We start from the raw sequence: 19,379 nt of genomic DNA, 5'->3' as shown, positions 1-19,379 counted from the left end.
AATGATTGAATTAACTGATGTATATAAACGTTTTGGAAGAAAGTCTGTGCTAAACGGAGTTACGTTTCAAGCAGAAAAAAGTGCAATAACTTGCTTGATCGGTATTAATGGATCTGGAAAAACGACTATACTCCAATCAATTATGAATCTTACTCCAATTAGTAAAGGAAAGATCACTATCGATGGGAATCTGTTAAATAAGAATACGTATGAAAAGCTTACGTATATTCCAGATACCATCACGCTATTACCAAGAATGAAAATTAAGGAAGCATTTATTTTTATGGATGATTTTTATTCAAACTGGAATCAAAAGCGTGCGGATGAGATGTTAAGCTTCTTTAAACTTGATCGAGAAGAAAGAATCATGAATCTTTCTAAAGGAAATAAATCAAAGGTGAATATGCTAATGGGACTTGCGATGGACGCGGATTATATTCTTATGGATGAACCTTTTTCCGGAATCGATATCTTTAGCAGAGAACAAATTACTGATGTATTTACTAGTCATCTCGTTGAAGACAGGGGAGTTATCATTACAACTCATGAAATTAATGATATTGAACATTTAATTGACAAGGCAATTTTAATAGATAATGGAGTAGTTGTTAAAGAATTTAATACAGAGCAATTGCGAGAAGATGAAGGGAAATCTGTTGTTGACGTAATGAGAGAGGTGTATCGCACTTGAGTAATTTTGGGAAATTAGTGAACTTTGAATTTAGACGATTTTTACCGATATTCTTACCATTAGTAGGTATTTTAGTCTTGAGCCAAGTAATAGGGGCTATTGTTTTTTCAATGCGATATCTGAGTGATATGGAACGATATCTGATTCAAGGTCAGCGGACTACTGAAGATTTCATTTTAGAGTTTGGAAAACTGTCAATGATGGAAGTGGTAAATTCAATTTACTTTATGGGACCAATTGGAGTAGCCGTAGTTTCATTGCTTATTTACCTTTTATTTATTTGGTATAGAGACTGGATAGGAAAAAATACTTTTGCGTATCGATTACTTACGCTTCCTACGAACAGATTAAATCTATTTTTCTCTAAAGCTAGTACAATATTCATTTTTATATTCGGTTTTATAACAATTCAATTAATTATGATGCCAATTCTTCAGTTTATATTAAAATTATTTGTTCCTGTTGATTATCGGCTGGATATGGCGTTAGGAGCTATGGTCCAAGCGAATTATTTTTTGTCTATACTATTACCACAGACAATTAGCGGTTTTTTTATTCATTATGGTTTAGGTATTGTCTTTACAATTGGAATTTTTACAATGGTTTTATTAGAAAGAAGTTATCGTCTTATAGGTATAGGGTTTGCTTTTCTTTATGCAATTATAGTGTGCACATTTATATTTACGCCGTATTATTTTCAATACTTTTTTCATTTGTATACACATGAAGCTTTTTGGTTAGAGACTTCTGTGATGATTATAATAAGTGTTCTGTCTATATGGTTAAGCAGCCATTTATTAAATAACAAAATAAGGGTGTGAATAATAATGAAGCATATAAAAAAATATTGGGGGTTATGGGCAATTATAATTACTTCTACAATAGCGATAGTTATCTATTATGTTCATATGGAAACTTCTAAAATCAATCTAGAATGGAAAACTGTATCTGGAGAAGAAAAGATTGTAGAGGATTTAAGTGTTAAAGGACACTTATTCACTCCATATCAAGAAGATTATTTTTCTTCTACTCCAAATAATTTTGAAAGATCTAGTCAAGAAAATGTGTTATTAAGTAATGGTTTAAGTATTTATCAACATGAACGCTTAAATCGTTTTATCGACGAGTACCAATCATTTATGAGAGGGAAATCAATGGATGATAGTTTGTATCATGAAACAGATGAAAAAATAATATATACGAGTGTGGACGATGAGGAAGAAAATCTGTTGATTGAATTACTAGATAAACAAACAAAGGAAGTTTATAAATTTGAGTATCCTTTTGAAAATATAGAGGGTAGTTATATAAGTGTTAATTCTACTGAATATGTGGAAGATGAATTATATATTATTATAAGTTCTCTAGATATTAATGGGGAAGCTGGTGAAAATTATGAGTACTATTTGTATACAATCGATATGAAAAACAATCAATTAGTAGAAGAGCGTAAAATTATTGGTAAGGAAGATCAAGAGAAAACGGATATTATCCAATTGATTGATGATACATTTACGGAGAACCAAAAGGTAGTAATGTTTGAAAAGTATAATAGTCCTGAACTTATTAGTTACACTAATGAAAATGGAGAATATGTTTCTGAGCGGTTAATGGATGATAGTGATGTAGAAGATGTTAGACAATTATTTTTATTGGATTTGATTAATAATGAAAAAATTGAAATTCCTAACACTATTGCACTTGGGAGTAATCATATAATACGTAATCAATTTGTCTATTACCTAAGGGAAGAAGCTGAGGCTAGGTACATAGAACAGTATAATATTAATAAGCAAGAGATAGATACAATTGCAACTTTAAATGGAGAAGACACTGGATATGGAACGTTATTACAAGAAAAAAATGGTTATATGTATATTGCAAATCTTAATAGTAACTTAGAAATCAATTTAGAAGTTATTAATATAGAAAACGGAGACAGTTCTTATAAAGGACATATTGTAGTTAGTGAATTATCAGAACAATTACTTAAAGAACAAATTCAAATTATGCCTCAAGAATTGGAATTCCGATATTAAATGAAACTTATTATAAAAAATGTATGTTTGCATTGATACATGTGACGATACGTGTTTGCAAATTTTCACATATATTATATTGAATCTAGACAAGATTTGTCATAGATCAACTTCCAACAACCCATGAATAGGAGAAACCGCAAGACGGTTTCTCCATTTTTTTATGATTACATAAAATTCAACTATATAATAAGGAAGTTTCTATTTGGAATTTTTTAGGTAATCCAAATTTTTAACTATATGGCATGATTTGGGACTAATTAAAAAGCGATGGCACCTAAACGGAGCTCATTCCGGTGTATGGATGTTTATCGCTATTAATCACGTTTAATCCGTTTTGACGAATTGGTAAATTATTTATATTCTAAAAGACGTGATTGTTCAAATAATTTGGAGGTGAAAGCATCACTACGATTTTAGATGTTGCTGAAAAGTTAAAGGTAGATACGGATGAGTATTACTTTAGAAGACCAACAAAAGAAGATGGGGGTCCCGTTTGGGAACTAGTTAAAGAGATAGGAAATTTAGATTTAAATTCATCGTATAGTTATGTATTATGGTGTGAAGTTTTTGCGGAATCTTCCATCGTCGTAGAGCATAAAGAAACACAACAAATTGTCGGATTTATTTCGGGATTTATGCATCCTGAAAAGGAAGATACCCTCTTTATATGGCAGGTTGCCGTTTCTTCAACGCAAAGAGGAAAAGGATTAGCAACCAAGATGCTACTTCAATTACTTGAGTGGAACGAGTCGGTTAATTTTATTGAGGCGACAGTTGCCCCTTCAAATAAACCATCCAATTACTTGTTCCTAGGATTAGCAAGAAAGATTCATACAAACTGGAAGATTAGCGATTATTTTAAAACAGAACATTTTCCGGCTAAAGATGAAGAACATGAAGAGGAACTACTTTTTAGAATAGGGCCAATGAGAAAAAATAAAAATAAAAGGATGATATAATGACAACGATTGTTGATAAAGCCCGGAATGATATGACTGCATTTGAAGAAATGGAATCAGCGGTAAGAAGCTATAGTCGTGGCTGGCCGGTAGTATTTGAAAAAGCGAAAGGCTATAAGCTTTGGGATAAAGATGGAAACGAATATATTGACTTCTTTGCTGGGGCAGGTGCACTAAATTATGGTCATAACCCAAGTGAAATGCAAAAAGTCATGATTGATTATATACAAAATGATGGTGTCATTCATAGCCTTGATATGGCTACCACACCACGAAAAAAATTCTTAGAGTCATTTAATGAGGTTATTCTAAAACCACGTAACATGGATTATAAAGTGATGTTCCCTGGCCCTACAGGCACGAATACGGTTGAAAGTGCTTTAAAAATTGCTCGTAAGGTAACAGGAAGAGATACGGTTATTGGTTTTACTAATGCGTTTCACGGAATGACAATAGGTTCATTATCTGTTACAGGTAATTCCTTTAAACGCAGTGGTGCTGGGATACCGTTAAATCATGCAGTTTCTATGCCGTTTGATCAATATGTAGATGAGCAAGATTCAATTGCATATATTGAACGTTTCCTCGAGGATTCTGGAAGCGGGGTAGCGCTACCAGCTGCATTTATTTTAGAAACAGTTCAAGGAGAAGGCGGGATTAATGCTGCTCGCCTTGAATGGGTGAAGAAAATCGAAGAAATTTGCAGAAAATGGGACATTCTATTAATCATTGATGATGTGCAGGCAGGATGTGGAAGAACGGGTACTTTCTTTAGCTTTGAAGAAGCAGGAATTAACCCAGATATTATTTGTCTGTCAAAATCAATTGGTGGAGTTGGGTTGCCGATGGCGATTACATTAATTAAGCCTGAATTTGATCAATGGGGACCAGGTGAACACAACGGTACATTCCGTGGGAATAACCTTGCATTTTTAGCAGCTACAGAAGCATTAAATAATTGGAAAACGGAATCATTCTCTCAAAATATTAAGAAGATGAGTTCTCTATTCCAAGAGAGAATGAAACGTACTGTAGAAAAGTTCCCTCAGTTAAATGCAGATTTAAGAGGTAGAGGATTAATGCTCGGTATCGGAGTTCATGTAGATGGACTTGCAGGCGAAATTTGCGCCGAAGCATTTTCTAGAGGGTTAATTCTAGAGACATCCGGAGCTAAGGATGAAGTTGTAAAATTCCTTCCACCATTAATTATTGATGAAGATGGTATTAAAAAAGGAATGGACATCTTAGAAGAAAGTATTCAAGCAGCACTAGAGAAATAAGGAGGAGTTTTAATAATGATCGTAAAATCATTAGAAGATATTCAAGGTACAGAGGATCATCAAAAAGGGGAAACGTGGGAAAGCAGACGTTTTGTTTTAAATAAAGATAATGTTGGATTTAGCCTTAACGATACGATTATTAAGGCAGGGACAGAAAGCTACTTCTGGTACAAAAACCATATTGAAGCAGTATACTGCATTGAAGGTGAAGGAGTAGTAGAGAAAAAGGATACTGGTGAGGTATGGCAGTTAAAACCAGGAACGATGTATCTTTTAAATGATAATGATAAGCATTATTTACGTGCAAAAACTCAAATGCGTATGGTATGTGTGTTCAACCCAGCGTTAGTAGGAACTGAAACACATGATAAAGATGGAGTATATCCATTATTAGCTGAATAATTAAAGATGTAAAGAACCTGACTTCTATAGGGAGGAGGGTTCTTTTTTGCTAGAAATTAAAGAAAAATCAAAAGGGTTGTAAATTGTTTCAAAAAAGACTACTATTTATATAAACTATCCAGTCAGTTTTATAAAGAGGTGCAATCATGGCTCCACGAATTTCTGAAGAAGAAAAAGAAGCACGTAGAGAATATTTATTGGAAGCAGCTTTAGAGTGTTTCTCTGCCAAGGGATACTATGCATCAACAGTTGACGATATTGTTCGATATTCGAATTTAAGTAAGGGATCAGTCTACAACTACTTCAAAAGCAAAGAAGAAATTTTTATTCATTTGCTGAAGAAAAAACGTCAGGAAATGGTAGAAGACCTTACTATTAAATTAGCAAAAATCAATAGTCCACTAGAAAAACTGAAATTTTGGATCCGAGAAGATATTCCATTTAGTCTTGAAAAGAAAAAATTTATGCGTGTACATGTTGAGTTTTGGTTATATTCTACAGACTCACCAGAAGTTCAACATATTTTAGTTGAGCGGTTTGACGACATGTTTGGATTAACGAAAGAGATTATTGAGCAAGGACAGAAAACAGGGGAAATCAAGCAAGACATTGATGCTGAAGCAGCTGCATCCATGTTTTGGTCGTTGCATGATGGAATTTGGTTACACGCTGTTATTGGTTATGATGAGTCAAAGCTAGAGGCACGTATTAAGGAAATGGAAAGAGTGCTTATCGCATATTTAACAGCTAATGCCTAAATTTGGAATCATTTTAGATGGTTCCTCATATATTAAGAAACTGACCGGTCATTTTAGAAAAGGAAGGTGATAGTAATGTTGAAGAAATTATTTAGATATCGAAATCAAAAACAAGATATTTATATGAAAAATGAAGAGCATTTATTACGCGAGAAATTATCCGTGCAATATGACTATATTCGTTCAATAACTAGATAAAAAGCAGGAGTCCACGAAGTTAAGGTGGGCTCTTTTTAATAAAAAATGTGTATCTTCCCAGAAAGAAGATACACAGACAAAAGAGGTAAGATAAATAGTATTTATCTTACTAAATAGAAATACGTAACAAAATAAGGTAAGATAAACAAAATTTATCTTACCTTATTAAAAAGGTGTACTCTAATAGGGGCATAGAATCCATATACAATAAAATGAACAGATTACTTTATTACTTCTACTTCTATACTCTCTTGAATTAGAGAAGAAATTGCTTCTTCATCACCCTGTTCAAATAACTGAACAATTTTACTTCCTACGACTACGCCATCACAAGCAGCAGATAGTTCTCTTGCGCGTTCAGCAGTAGATATGCCAAATCCAGCTAAAACTGGTACATAGCTTACTTGCTTGAGTCTTTTTAAAAAGTGATACGCATCTTTCTCGTGTTGAGCACGTTCTCCTGTTGTACCAGTTACAGATACTGCATATAGAAATCCCTCTGATCGTTTTGCTATTCTTTCTAGTCGATCTTCTGTGCTCGTCATGGCAGCTAAGCGAATAAATGCAATCTCGTGCTGAGTTAACGAAAATGCTACATCGTCTTCTTCTTCCATTGGAATATCTGGAATAATTATGCCATCAACACCTGCCTTCGAGCAATCTCTAGCAAATTGATCGAAGCCATATTTCCATACAGGATTAATGTAGGTCATAAGAACAATAGGGATATTTCTTTGCAATTTATATTTTTCTAATTCTTCTAATACAGAACTTATCGTAGTTTTATTTGCTAGCGCACGTTGTCCAGCATCTTGAATTACAGGTCCATCTGCTACTGGGTCAGAAAAAGGAAGACCGAGTTCGATGGCAGAAGCACCTGCTTCTTCTAAAAACTGAATACGATTGTTTAAATTATTCATGCCACCATCTCCGGCCATGATATAGGGTACAAATATAGGTTTATTTGCTTGCTTTTTTGCTTTCAATACACCATCTAGTTTACTTTTTCCCATTATTGTTCCCCCTCTAATCTTTCTTTGACTTGTTCTACGTCTTTGTCCCCTCTACCAGATAAACAAATAACTATAGACTGTTCAGGATTCATTTCCTTCGCTAATTTTGTAGCATAACTAACTGCATGGGCACTCTCTAATGCAGGGATAATGCCTTCTGTTTTGGATAAAAGTCGAAAAGCTTCAAGTGCTTCCTTATCAGTAATTGAGGAGTATGTCACTCTTTTAGTCTGATGAAGGTGACTATGCTCTGGACCGATTCCTGGATAATCAAGACCTGCTGAAATAGAGAATGCTTCTTCAATTTGTCCGAAATCATTTTGAAGCAAATACGTAAATGTACCATGTAGCATACCTGGAGAACCACCAGTTAGGGTTGCTGCATGTTGATTGGTATCTAATCCTGCTCCTGCAGCTTCTACACCGAATAAGGTCACTTCCTTATCGTCGATAAATGGGTAGAACATGCCCATCGCATTGCTTCCACCACCAACGCATGCTACAACAGCATCAGGTAAGGATCCTATTTTCTTCATACTTTGCTCTTTGGTTTCTTTTCCAATCACAGATTGAAAGTCACGAACAATTTTGGGGAAAGGATGAGGGCCGACCACCGATCCAATGATATAATGAGTATCATTGACATTATTTACCCAATAGCGAAGAGCCTCGTTCACAGCGTCTTTTAAAGTTCCACTACCTTGGGAGACACTGACTACTTCTGCCCCCAGCAATTCCATACGAAAGACATTTAGCTTTTGACGTTTAATATCTTCTTCACCCATAAAAACAATACATTCTAATCCTAATAAAGAACATACTGTCGCAGTCGCAACACCATGTTGACCTGCACCAGTTTCAGCCACAACTTTTTTCTTACCCATTCTTAAAGTGAGTAGTGCTTGCCCAATGGTATTATTAATTTTATGAGCACCAGTATGATTTAGATCTTCACGTTTTAAATAGATTTGTGCACCGCCCGCATGTTCAGTTAACTTTTTAGCGTGATATAGAGGAGTTTCACGTCCGATGTATTCCGTTAAATATGTCTGAAGTTCCTCCGTGAATTTCTCATCTTTCAACGCATCTTCATAGGCTTTTTCTAATTCAAGTACTGCAGGCATTAATAATTCTGGTACAAATCTTCCACCGAATTCTCCGTATTTTCCTTTGATGTCTGGAAATGAATAAGTAGTCATTGCAATACATCCTTTCTTTCTTTTTGTACTTTAGTAATAAATTGATTGATCTTCTGGACATCTTTTTTTCCGTTTAGTTCTACTCCGCTTGAGACATCAACTCCAGCTGGTCTTACAGTTTGGATAGCTTCAAGTATATTGTCTGTATTTAAACCACCAGCTAATATTAATTTGTCAGTAAAAGGCTGATCTTTGAGCATATTCCAATTGAATGTTACACCGTTTCCTCCTCTTGATGATTGAACAGGGGGACTGTCTATTAAAATATATTTAGCCGATGATTGGTTTGCTTGTTGTAATCCCTCTGTAGTTGCTGGAAATGCTTTAATAATGGGAATTGGAATCTTTTTTTGATAGGCAATAGATTCATCGCCATGTAACTGGACAATATCGAGATTTAGCTTTTCGATTATTGATAGAATATTCTCTAAAGGTTCATCTACAAATACCCCCACTTTTTGAATGGTGTGAGGAAGTTTTTTTGCTATTTCCTCAGCTTGAGGGATGGATAATTGTCGCTTACTTGGGGCAAATACAAATCCAATCATATCAGCGTTAGCATCCGCAACTGCTAGAGCAGTATCAATGGAAGAAATTCCACATATTTTTATAAACATTTATAAACTCCTTTCAACAAGGGGCACGCGTAGATTATTAAAATCTGTTTCTAATTGATTTGATTTCATAAACGTCTCTCCAACTAAAATAGCTTTCGCTCCAGCTTCGGCAGCTAGCGTTGCATCACCAGCTGTTCTCATGCCACTTTCGCTAATGATTATAGTATTATTATCAACTAGTTGAGCCAGTTGTTTCGTAGTTTGTAAATCAACTTCAAAGGATTTTAAATCACGGTTGTTAATGCCAACAATAGCTGGTGATATCGTTAAGGCGTTTTTTAACTCTTCTGCAGTATGCACTTCACAAATGACCTCAAGTCCTTTATTTGAAGCATAATTATATAATTCCTGGAATCTTTCTAATGGTAAAGCTGCTAGAATTAACAGGATAATAGAAGCCCCTGCATCTTTTGCATCATCAATTTGAATCTCATCAATAATAAAATCTTTACAAAGAACTGGAACAGAAACTGCTTCGCTTACTTTTTGTAAATCCTTTAATGAACCTCGAAAAAAATTTTGATCTGTTAATACAGATATGGCAGATGCACCTGCTTGCTCGTATTTTTTAGCTTGCTCGACGGGATCAAGGTCCATTTTAATTTCTCCTTTTGAAGGAGAAGCGCGTTTAATTTCAGCAATAATAGATAGTGAGTTTGCTTGGTTGATTTGACTTATCAACGAATAAACAGGTATACTTCGGGTCCCTAAATCGTTTTTCTCTTGTTTTCTAATCCTTACTTCAGTTTGTTTTTCTTCTAAGATTTTTGCTAGAAAAGTCATCTAAACCACCTCGCTAACTTTCTTACTGAAAGTGATTAGGTTATTGAGTTTGCTTAATGCTGAACCAGAATTAATACTTTCTCTAGCAAGTTTAACGCCATCATAAATGGAACCCGCTCTTCTTGTAGTAAACAATGCAATGCCTGCATTGAAAAGTACGGTATCCAGATACGCGCTTTCTTCACCACTTAATATAGAAAGTAAGATATTTGCGTTATCTGTTGCATTTCCTCCTTGAATTTCATCATTCGGATATACAGATAAACCAACCTCTTCTGGATGAATTGTTCTTTCCTCTAATCGGTCATTTTCAACGAGTATATATTGATTTTCTCCTTGTAAAGAAGCCTCGTCTAAACCACCAGCACCATGGATCACAATTGCTCGTTCTCTTCCAAGTAGTTGTGCAGCTTTTGCCACCATTGGAAGAGCTGCTGGATCATAGACTCCAATATATTGAGAATTTAAGTGAACAGGATTCGTTAATGGTCCGATGAAATTAAAAATAGTAGGTATTCGTAAATCTTTTCTTACTTTGCTCACCTGTTTTAGCGTCGGATGTACATGTTGTGCGAACAAGAAAGCAATTTGATTTTTTTCTAACATTTCATTTACTTGTTCTTTTGTAAAAGCTAAAGATACGCCTAGTTTTTCTAAGACATCCGCACTACCTGTTTGACTTGATACACTTCTATTTCCATGCTTTGCTACGGTTACACCAGCTCCAGCTAATACAAAAGCAGAACAAGTACTGATGTTAAAACTGTTTGAACGATCTCCACCAGTTCCGCAATTGTCCATTACTGGTTGATGAAAGTTTAATAGGAAAGGAGAATGTTCTTGAATAACTTGAGACAATCCAACTACTTCTTCCGCGGTTTCTCCTTTCATTTTTAATGAGATAAGAATAGCTGCTAGTTCCGAATCAGATACTTCTTCTGAAAAACAATGTGTAAATACTTCTTTTATTTCTTCTGTGGATAAATCTTGTCGATCAATAATTTTATGAAGTGAGTGCTTCATTATTTTCATCCTCCTGTAACGCCTTGATTTGTAATAAAAAATTCCGAATGATTTGCTTTCCATCCTTTGTGCCAATGGATTCTGGATGAAATTGCATTCCAAAAAGTGGTAGTTGTTTATGTTCTATCGCCATAATCTCATTATCATCCAAGGATCGTGCAGTCACTTGGTAATTTGGAGATAGACTTTTAGAATCAACTATAAGTGAATGGTACCGCATGACCTGTATTGGATTCTTAAGTGAATGTAATAACTGTGATTCCTTTATTGATATAGTTGATGTTTTTCCATGTTTTATCACCTTGGCTTGCTTTATTTCTCCCCCTAAAGCTTCTGCTAGTACTTGATGGCCTAAACAAATACCGAGTATTGGGAATTCTCGGTATAATTTCCTGACAATCTTCAAACAATTTCCTGCTTTTTCTGGAGAACCTGGCCCAGGAGATATAACAATGGCTTCTGGTTGCAGTGCTCGAATCTCATCAGGAGTAATAGCATCGTTTCGAATAACATGGACTTCCTTATCAAATTCAGAAATATATTGATAGAGATTATACGTAAATGAGTCATAGTTATCGATTAATAAAATCATGATCGTCCACCTCCATAAAAGATTTGGCTTTATTTAATGTTTCAATATACTCATTTGTAGGTATGGAGTCATAGACTATTCCTGCTCCTGCTTGTAAGTATGCTTTATCATCTTTAACGATCACAGTTCGAATAGCTAGAGCCATGTGTACATCTTGTTGAAAATTGATAAAACCAATACCTCCACCGTAAGGACCTCTTTGGTTTTGTTCTAACTCGTTGATTATCTGCATTGCGCGTATTTTTGGTGCTCCAGATACCGTTCCTGCTGGTAAACAAGAGATTAATGCATCAATACTAGAGTAGTTTGATTTTAGAATGCCAGTGACTTCAGAGACCATGTGCATGACATGCTGATATTTTTCTATTTTCATATATACCGGAATATCAATACTTCCAATTTCACATACTCTTCCAAGGTCATTTCTACTTAAATCTACAAGCATTTGATGTTCTGCTCTTTCTTTTTCATCAGAGAGCAATTCCTCTGTCAGCATTTGATCAATCTCTTCAGTACTACCTCTTTTTCTTGTACCAGCTATTGGATTTGTGATGATTTTCTTTCCACTTGTTTCAATGAGACTTTCTGGTGAAGCTCCGAGAATGAGGTAATCATTAAAATCCATATAAAACATATAAGGTGAAGGATTCGATTGTCTCAGTTGTTCATAAAATGAGATGGAAAATGTTTCTGGATTTTCGACTTTTGCCTGCATTCGTTGGGATAATACAACTTGAAAAATATCTCCTTCTTCAATATATTTTTTTGCGATAGCTACATTACTTTCGAATGTTTCTTGGTCCATTTCTGGAGTAAATGAATATCTCGCAGGGAAGGGGAGCATTGTTACTCTTGCTTTCTTCATAATTTCTCTGAGTTGTTCTAGACGTTTCTGTAAAATATGTTCAGAAGCTGATGAATCCGTATCAATCACAAGTAGGTAGCATGTATCTTCTTCATGATCGAATATGATCGTATCTTCGAACAACATCAGATGTATGTCTGGCATGTTTCGTTTATCAGGTAATCTATCCCCGATGTGCTCAAAGGAACGTATCGTATCGTAGCTGATATATCCGATTGCTCCCCCATAAAATGGAAAGGAAATATCGATTTCTATTTTAGGTAGATGCTGTTTTATATAATGTAAGGCATGTTGTTCAACCCATTTATCTTCATGAGTTTTATAGTTACAAATCTTTGTACGATTATCGAAACCAAGGATTTCTTGATATGGACTCCTTCCAAGAAATGAAAAGCGTCCTTTTTCTTCATGTGGAAAACTGCTTTCCAATAAATATTTCTTTGGACTATCTAGTTGTGTTAGAACTTGAATAGGTAATAATTGATCGATTGGTTGCTTCTCAATTACATAACGGATACTCATGTCTTCGACTCCTCATTAAATTTGGTTGAATAAAAAAAGTCCCCTATAAACACAGTAATGTGCTTATAGAGGACGATAGGAACCGCGGTGCCACCTCATTTGAGAAAATATTTTCCCAACTCATTTTCAGATACGGGAGCAACTATTCTCCGATATCCTATCCGTATAACGGCGGAAACCCGTTTTTCCCTACTAGTCTATGTTTCAAGAAAACTCTCGTAAGTCCATTCAATACTCTTCTACGTGCTAGAATTTCACCAACCTCTAGCTCTCTGTAACGCTTCCTGAATATCTACTCCTCTTACTCAATGATTTGCAATTATTTAGTTGTCTGAATACAAAAAAGCCCCTAATCCTAAAAAGGACGAGGGACCGTGGTACCACCTTTATTAGCTGAAGTTCAGCTCACTTTAAAAGTAGGATAATAAATTATCTACTTAGTCTCGATAACGAGAGACAAATTCGCCAAGGCCTACTTCAGTTAACGGTTCGGTTTGGAGCTCAGAAGTCCATTCCTTAATAAAATATCCCACTGATTCCCACCAACCATCAGCTCTCTTTAGGGTTTTTATTAAGTACTCTTCTTCGTCAGTGCCGATTCATCAATTTGTTGAATTTATCTTACCGGAAAGGACAAGCAATTGTCAATAACCTTTTTGAAATTTTTTTCTATAGTCCAGTCACTTAACTCTATTAATCGACCGAAGTCTCATGTTAGCCCAGAAAATTTTCAAATTTATCATCGACCGAGATTCGTTCTTTCTGTGGCGGTATTTCTTCAAAGTAACCTAAATGAAGAAAACCAACGATTTTTTCATTTTTTTGAATGTTTAATTTATCTTTAACGTTATCATCGTAAATATGCGGGTTTGTTTTCCATACAACTCCAAGTTTCTCTTGCCATGCAAGCAACCAGAAATTCTGAATCATGGAAGCAACAGCCCCGTAGTTTTCGTCCCATTGCTTTGGAATATCAGACTCTTCCATAACAACAACGAGTATTGCATTAGGTTCATTTAAATAATTTTCTCTGTTTTCTTGTCTTTCTACAGGGTAAGTAGATGCAACTTTTTTTGCGAAAACAGGCAAGTGTTCTTGACTGACAAACAAAAAGCGCCAAGGCTGTCTCATTCCATGTGTGGGTGCCCATATTGCATCTTCTAATAATTCTTTTATTTTATCTTCAGTGACTTCTTTATTTGTGTAACCTTTTTTTATGGCACGTCGTTCTCTAATAAGTTTCGCTAATGCAGTTCTTTCCATACCCATACCCCTATACAATTTAATTGATAATTGTTATCAATTAAATTGTAACGGAAGCGCACATTCTTTGCAAATTTTGAGTAAACTACTTTACAACTGACTTGTAAAGAGGTAAAATGAACTAATATCTTTTTTGAAAGGTATTTGCGAAAATTAACTGAATAGAAAATATTGTTGCGCAGTAGCTATATAGTCTGTGCTTTTTTCATACATGTTTATATTCGGTGAAATTCGGTAATTAAATTAATATACACGAAAGAAAGGAGCATAAGTATGGAAAGAGTTACTTTGGAACAGATTTTTGTTCACCCAATCACAAAGAAGTATTTACAACGCTCTGGGGTTGCCCATGCAGTGGCAGTGGCGGAATACGCATATATTTTTTCTAAGCGACTTGCAGTAAATCCAGATCTTGCCACAAAAGCAGCACTCTTACACGATATTGGTCACTATACATGGTATCGTAATGGTGAATGGGATTATAATCTCTATAAAGAAAATGATATTCATGCGATTAAAGGTGCGAGTCGTGCGCATAAACTTTTAATTCGAAATGGTGAAGAGCGACAAGCAGCAAAAGAAATCGCTGTTGCTATTTTACTTCATACTGACTCTTATCTGCCAGAAGGCGAATTGCAACTAAATCCACTTCAACAAGTTGTGGCAATGGCAGATGAAGCTGATGAAGAGTATGGTGGCAATCATCACTATAAAGAAATCGACCCCGAACTAGCGCTAACAAGAATTCGAGCATTAGATAAACAAATTGATGATGCTTTAAATAAAGCAGATACCTCTTCTAAGCATGCATAAAAAGAAATGCATGAATTTAGAGGTTACATATTTTTTCTTACTCCTCTATATTAGCAAAATCTACAATGAAAACGCCCTCTAATTTAGAGGACGTTTACGAATTATTTCTCCAAATATTCTTCTAAAGTAATGTTTTGATTCATGATTTCTTCTGCTGCTTTTTGCCCTACATATCGTAAATGCCAAGGTTCAAATTGATATTTAGTAATTTCTTCTTTACCTTCTGGGAACCGAATTATAAAACCATAGTTCGTAGCATTTTCTTTTACCCATTTTCCTTCTTTTGTTTCACCAAATTCTGTTTCTAGACTAAAGTTAACTTCCGGACTTGTTACATCCATAGCCAGTCCCGTTTGATGTTCACTTTCTCCAGGACGAGCACTATACTTGTTTGCGTGCTTTTCACCATTTTCAGCGGCATTTGCTGCAAAAATAGTATCCTGGCGGTCGTATGATCGGTATCCAGATTGTGCATATAGCTCTAAGCCTTCTTCTTGTGCATCAGCAAACAATTCTTCTAATGCGTCAGCGGCAGCTTGGCGCATATATTTTTTTGGAATGTCCTCAATGAAAGGGAAAGGAACATTTGGTATAACTAAATCATCTGGAATATAGTCCGCAGGCAATGAAAAATCTTTATTAACAAGAACTAACTGATCATATGGGTTTGAAATAACTTCTGTACCTGCATCTGTAAACGCAGGTTCTGTCGGTGCTGGTAGCCCCTTACCTGGTTTATATGTCTTCTCGGATTGAATGACTTCCTCTATTTTTTGTTTGGTGTCTTCATCGTATATCCCAGAGACCAATAAATCTTCTTGTTGTATTTGAAAATCAGTTATAGCCCAAGTCACCTGTTCGTTATAGTTACCTTGATCAGAAAAGCTGTACCCTAACTGTTCGAGAAAATACTGAAGTGCAACTACCTGTTCTCCTTGATCTAGTTTTTGTAGAGGAGTTTTGGGTAACTTTTCATATTCTTGATTAGCTGTTACATCTTCTTCATCTGACGGATTCTCTGAATTATTTTGAGAAGATGAATTGGTATCATCATTAGATTGGCATGAGGTCATGAAAAATAGTAGTACACCGATCAATAGCAACAACCAAAGCAAACGTTGCATAATTAACGCTCCTAACTCTTACTATGTCATTTTCTGTTTCGAGGTGTGAAAGTGTGCGTAAAATTTATTCGACTAGCCTAAAATAGGATAAGGACATTCACACCCTGATAAGTCTTCATTATCATTATTACAGAAGTAAAAAACCAACGATTATGGAAGGCTCACTTTATATATATTTTGTTAATTTGTAAATAGAAATAATTAATTTTGCAGATTATATCTTCTCACATTTTTATGAGGTTGAGTAGCTAAAACTATAAGTAAGTAATTTCTGAATTTATAGCAAATTAAAGAGGGTTAGTTGATTTAGTGAAGGGTTTTGTTTTGAACCAGTGGCAAGTTAATTACCACTGATTCAAAACTAGAGGTAACTTGATTAGTCTTTGAATTTCTCGGCAAATAGTTTAGCGATACCAATAATCGTTTTCGTGGATTTTTCCATATTTTGAACAGAGATATATTCATATTTACCATGGAAATTCTCTCCACCGGTAAAGATATTTGGAGTTGGTAACCCCATATATGAGAGTTGGGATCCGTCCGTTCCCCCACGTACTGGTTGAATAATAGGATCGATATCTAATTGTTTCATAGCTTCACTAGCTATATCGACAATTTCTTTTACTGGCTCAATTTTCTCGCACATATTATAATACTGATCTTCCATTTCCACTTGAATAGCATTCTCTCCATATTTACGTTGCAAGTCAGTAGCGAATTTTTGTAATGTCGCTTTTCGAGATTCGAACTTATTACGGTCATGATCACGTATAATGTAATAAACTTTGGTTTTCTCTACATCACCTTCGATAGATATTAAATGATAAAACCCTTCATATCCCTCTGTATGTTCGGGTGAATCCTGATCGGGAAATTTTGAGATAAATTCAGCAGCAATCTTCCCTGAATTGATCATTTTATTTTTTGCAGTTCCGGGGTGAACACTATTTCCGGTAAAAGTGATTCTTGCTGCTGCTGCATTAAAGCTTTCGTATTGAAGCTCTCCTAATGGCCCACCATCGATGGTATATGCGTATTTAGCGTTGAAACGAGTAACATCAAATTTGTGTGGACCACGTCCAATTTCTTCATCCGGTGTAAATGCAATACGAATGGTACCATGTTCTATTTCTGGATGTTGGATGAGGTACTGCATAGCTGTCATAATTTCAGCAATTCCTGCTTTATTGTCAGCTCCTAAAAGTGTTGTACCATCGGTAGTAATTAATGTATGCCCTTTATAGGTAAGAAGCTCTGGGAATTCCTTAGTAGAAAGTATAACTTGAAGTGTTTCATTTAAGACAATATCCCCGCCATTATAATCAATGATTTGCGGATTAACATTCTTACCAGTAAAATCCGTAGCAGTATCTACATGGGCAAGAAAACCTATTGTCGGGATATCATTGTTCGTATTTGCTGGTAATGTAGCCATGAGATATCCATATTCATCTACTTCGATCTCTTGCATTCCAATTTCTTTAAGTTCATTTTGGAGATAGTGAATTAAATCCCATTGGCCGGGAGTTGATGGCGTAGTACTAGATTGATCGTCAGATTGCGTGTCTATTTTCGCATATGTAATTAATCGATTGATAAGTTGTTTTTGCATATCGTATCTCCTCTTCGTTTTTTCTATTAGTTTACCATATATTGATTATTTAGATATCTGTAAATTATTTTATAAAATGATATGATAGTAAATAAATAGTTGCAGGAGGGATAGTATGAAAAATTTAATTAGTGTACAGCGGTTGATGCGTAGATTTTCGCAAAATCATATTGTAATTGTGGATGTACGATTTAATTTAAAAGATCCCGATGCTGGACGTAAAGCGTATTTGAAAGAGCATATACCTGGTGCAATTTATATGGACTTAAATAAGGATTTATCTGGAAAGGCAGGTAAACACGGAGGTAGCCACCCTCTACCAGATTGGGATTTATTTACAAATAAACTAGGGCAAATAGGGGTAACGAATGAAACAACGGTTGTAGTCTATGACCAAGGAAATGACATGTTTGCACCTCGATTCTGGTGGTTAATGGATTATGTAGGGCATGATAAAGTTTATATTCTAGAAGGTGGATTAGATCAATGGAAAGAAGAAGGAGGAGCGGTAACAACAGAAGTTCCCTCTTTAAATCCAGTCACTTACCAGCCTAAATTAAAACAAAATCGTACAGTCGATATGAAGGAAGTGCGCGATAAGATTTCTAATGGCAACACGATATTAATCGACTCACGTTCTTATTCAAGATATTTAGGAGATGAGGAACCATTGTACCGAAGAGCAGGACATATACCTGGAGCGGTTAATTATTTTTGGAAAGATGTTCTTACGAAAGATGGTAGAAGGTGGAAAGATAAAGAGCAGTTAGAAACCTTATTTGCTAATCTTTCAAAAGACGATGAAATTATTGTGTCTTGTGGCTCTGGAGTATCTGCTTGTCCAAACATACTTGCGTTAGAGACAGCAGGATTTCATAATGTGAAACTGTACCCTGGTAGTTTTAGTGATTGGATATCTTATGATGATAACGATGTGAAAGTAGGAGAGGAGGCCCCGTAATGTTAGGACGTTGTGGTTGGGTTACCGATGAACCTATCTATATTTCTTATCATGATGAAGAATGGGGAGTTCCTGTTTATGAGGATGACCGATATTTGTTTGAAATGTTGTCTTTAGAAGGAGCTCAAGCAGGGTTAAGTTGGATAACGATACTTAAAAGACGAGAAAATTATAGAGAAGCATTTGACCATTTTTATCCGGAAATAGTAGCAACTTATTCAGACGAAAAAGTCGAGTCATTACTGTTAAACGAAGGTATTATTCGAAATAAGCGAAAGATAAGCTCAGTGATTAATAATGCGCATAAATGTATTGAAGTGGCCAAGGAATTTGGCTCTTTTCATAAATATATTTGGAGTTTTGTAGATGGGCAACCAATTTTAAACACGTGGGAAGATGATAAAGAAATTCCTGCTTATACTGATCTTTCTGAAAAGATGAGTAAAGATATGAAAAAGAGAGGGTTTCGCTTTGTAGGCCCAACCATTTGTTATTCATTTATGCAAGCTATTGGAATGGTTAATGATCATACAAAACAATGCTTTTTATACCATGGCAAAAATCAATAAAATAGCAAGGAAAACTTGTAAAGGTGAATTCTTCATGTTTACAATATAAAACCGAACTACAATCCAGGCATGATATACTCCTTCTTGAATTTT

The 19,379-nt window shown here is 35.2% G+C and carries 21 protein-coding genes and 2 other annotated features; of the genes, 11 read left to right on the top strand and 10 right to left on the bottom strand.

The window, feature by feature from the left end; genetic code table 11:
* Position 1: 1 nt before the first annotated feature.
* From AQ616_RS14355 to AQ616_RS20100, 8 genes are all read left to right on the top strand, one after another.
* Positions 2-691: an ATP-binding cassette domain-containing protein gene (locus AQ616_RS14355; RefSeq protein WP_017795594.1), complete on the top strand. Its 690-nt coding sequence runs from the start codon at positions 2-4 to the stop codon at positions 689-691.
* Positions 688-1,512, top strand: coding sequence for a hypothetical protein (locus tag AQ616_RS14350; protein WP_017795595.1), 825 nt, complete (start codon positions 688-690; stop codon positions 1,510-1,512). Before AQ616_RS14355 ends, AQ616_RS14350 begins: the two co-directional genes overlap by 4 nt.
* A gap of 6 nt (positions 1,513-1,518) precedes the next feature.
* Positions 1,519-2,730, top strand: a complete 1,212-nt coding sequence (locus AQ616_RS14345; RefSeq protein ID WP_069686076.1) for a hypothetical protein — start codon at positions 1,519-1,521, stop codon at positions 2,728-2,730.
* Positions 2,731-3,134: 404 nt separating this feature from the next.
* Entirely contained in the window at positions 3,135-3,692 is a 558-nt protein-coding gene (gene ectA, locus AQ616_RS14340; protein WP_311200346.1) for a diaminobutyrate acetyltransferase, read from the top strand.
* On the top strand, positions 3,692-4,972 hold the full coding sequence (gene ectB / locus AQ616_RS14335; protein WP_069686074.1) for a diaminobutyrate--2-oxoglutarate transaminase: 1,281 nt from the start codon (positions 3,692-3,694) through the stop codon (positions 4,970-4,972). The genes ectA and ectB overlap by 1 nt, the downstream gene beginning before the upstream one ends.
* 15 nt (positions 4,973-4,987) lie before the next feature.
* Positions 4,988-5,374: an ectoine synthase gene (locus tag AQ616_RS14330; RefSeq protein WP_069686073.1), complete on the top strand. Its 387-nt coding sequence runs from the start codon at positions 4,988-4,990 to the stop codon at positions 5,372-5,374.
* Positions 5,375-5,520: 146 nt separating this feature from the next.
* Positions 5,521-6,132: a TetR/AcrR family transcriptional regulator gene (locus AQ616_RS14325; RefSeq protein WP_069686072.1), complete on the top strand. Its 612-nt coding sequence runs from the start codon at positions 5,521-5,523 to the stop codon at positions 6,130-6,132.
* Positions 6,133-6,207: 75 nt separating this feature from the next.
* Positions 6,208-6,330 (top strand): hypothetical protein, encoded by a 123-nt coding sequence (locus tag AQ616_RS20100; protein ID WP_017795601.1) that lies wholly within the window; start codon positions 6,208-6,210, stop codon positions 6,328-6,330.
* A 221-nt stretch (positions 6,331-6,551) separates the two neighbouring features.
* Here the strand turns inward: AQ616_RS20100 and trpA are convergent, their stop codons facing one another.
* The 8 genes from trpA to AQ616_RS14285 all read right to left on the bottom strand — a co-directional run bounded on the left by trpA (position 6,552) and on the right by AQ616_RS14285 (position 14,207).
* Positions 6,552-7,343 carry a tryptophan synthase subunit alpha gene (gene trpA, locus AQ616_RS14320; RefSeq protein ID WP_069686071.1) on the bottom strand — a complete coding sequence of 264 codons (792 nt, stop codon included), beginning with the start codon at positions 7,341-7,343 and terminating at the stop codon, positions 6,552-6,554.
* Positions 7,343-8,542: a tryptophan synthase subunit beta gene (gene trpB / locus AQ616_RS14315; protein WP_069686070.1), complete on the bottom strand. Its 1,200-nt coding sequence runs from the start codon at positions 8,540-8,542 to the stop codon at positions 7,343-7,345. The genes trpA and trpB overlap by 1 nt, the downstream gene beginning before the upstream one ends.
* Positions 8,539-9,159, bottom strand: coding sequence for a phosphoribosylanthranilate isomerase (locus tag AQ616_RS14310; protein WP_069686069.1), 621 nt, complete (start codon positions 9,157-9,159; stop codon positions 8,539-8,541). Before AQ616_RS14310 ends, trpB begins: the two co-directional genes overlap by 4 nt.
* A complete protein-coding gene (gene trpC, locus AQ616_RS14305; RefSeq protein ID WP_069686068.1) occupies positions 9,160-9,942 on the bottom strand; it encodes an indole-3-glycerol phosphate synthase TrpC in 783 nt (260 codons plus the stop codon).
* Complete coding sequence (trpD, locus tag AQ616_RS14300) at positions 9,943-10,965, bottom strand: anthranilate phosphoribosyltransferase (RefSeq protein ID WP_069686067.1); 1,023 nt, start codon at positions 10,963-10,965, stop codon at positions 9,943-9,945. It lies immediately after the preceding gene.
* Positions 10,946-11,557 (bottom strand): anthranilate synthase component II, encoded by a 612-nt coding sequence (locus AQ616_RS14295; protein ID WP_017795607.1) that lies wholly within the window; start codon positions 11,555-11,557, stop codon positions 10,946-10,948. Before AQ616_RS14295 ends, trpD begins: the two co-directional genes overlap by 20 nt.
* On the bottom strand, positions 11,538-12,944 hold the full coding sequence (gene trpE, locus AQ616_RS14290; protein WP_069686066.1) for an anthranilate synthase component I: 1,407 nt from the start codon (positions 12,942-12,944) through the stop codon (positions 11,538-11,540). The genes AQ616_RS14295 and trpE overlap by 20 nt, the downstream gene beginning before the upstream one ends.
* A 65-nt stretch (positions 12,945-13,009) precedes the next feature.
* Positions 13,010-13,262, bottom strand: a binding site (T-box leader).
* A 39-nt stretch (positions 13,263-13,301) separates the two neighbouring features.
* Positions 13,302-13,545: a binding site (T-box leader), on the bottom strand.
* Positions 13,546-13,658: 113 nt separating this feature from the next.
* Positions 13,659-14,207, bottom strand: a complete 549-nt coding sequence (locus AQ616_RS14285; RefSeq protein ID WP_069686065.1) for a nitroreductase family protein — start codon at positions 14,205-14,207, stop codon at positions 13,659-13,661.
* A gap of 273 nt (positions 14,208-14,480) precedes the next feature.
* On the opposite strand from AQ616_RS14285, the gene AQ616_RS14280 reads away from it, so the two are divergent.
* A complete protein-coding gene (locus AQ616_RS14280) occupies positions 14,481-15,020 on the top strand; it encodes an HD domain-containing protein (RefSeq protein WP_069686064.1) in 540 nt (179 codons plus the stop codon).
* A 101-nt stretch (positions 15,021-15,121) separates the two neighbouring features.
* Here AQ616_RS14280 and AQ616_RS14275 read toward each other — a convergent pair whose 3' ends face one another.
* Together AQ616_RS14275 and pepT are read right to left on the bottom strand one after the other, a co-directional pair.
* Positions 15,122-16,144 carry a D-alanyl-D-alanine carboxypeptidase family protein gene (locus AQ616_RS14275; protein WP_017795611.1) on the bottom strand — a complete coding sequence of 341 codons (1,023 nt, stop codon included), beginning with the start codon at positions 16,142-16,144 and terminating at the stop codon, positions 15,122-15,124.
* A 376-nt stretch (positions 16,145-16,520) separates the two neighbouring features.
* Positions 16,521-17,756, bottom strand: coding sequence for a peptidase T (gene pepT / locus AQ616_RS14270; RefSeq protein WP_069686063.1), 1,236 nt, complete (start codon positions 17,754-17,756; stop codon positions 16,521-16,523).
* Positions 17,757-17,871: 115 nt separating this feature from the next.
* Here pepT and AQ616_RS14265 point away from each other — a divergent pair, with 115 nt between their 5' ends.
* Together AQ616_RS14265 and AQ616_RS14260 are read left to right on the top strand one after the other, a co-directional pair.
* Entirely contained in the window at positions 17,872-18,717 is an 846-nt protein-coding gene (locus AQ616_RS14265; protein ID WP_017795613.1) for a sulfurtransferase, read from the top strand.
* Positions 18,717-19,286, top strand: coding sequence for a DNA-3-methyladenine glycosylase I (locus AQ616_RS14260; RefSeq protein ID WP_017795614.1), 570 nt, complete (start codon positions 18,717-18,719; stop codon positions 19,284-19,286). Before AQ616_RS14265 ends, AQ616_RS14260 begins: the two co-directional genes overlap by 1 nt.
* The last annotated feature ends 93 nt before the right edge of the window (positions 19,287-19,379 follow it).

The sequence above is a fragment of the Oceanobacillus sp. E9 genome, from assembly GCF_001741975.1.
In the GTDB taxonomy this organism is placed as follows: domain Bacteria; phylum Bacillota; class Bacilli; order Bacillales; family Amphibacillaceae; genus Oceanobacillus; species Oceanobacillus kimchii.
This window is presented reverse-complemented; position numbering and strand designations above follow the sequence as displayed.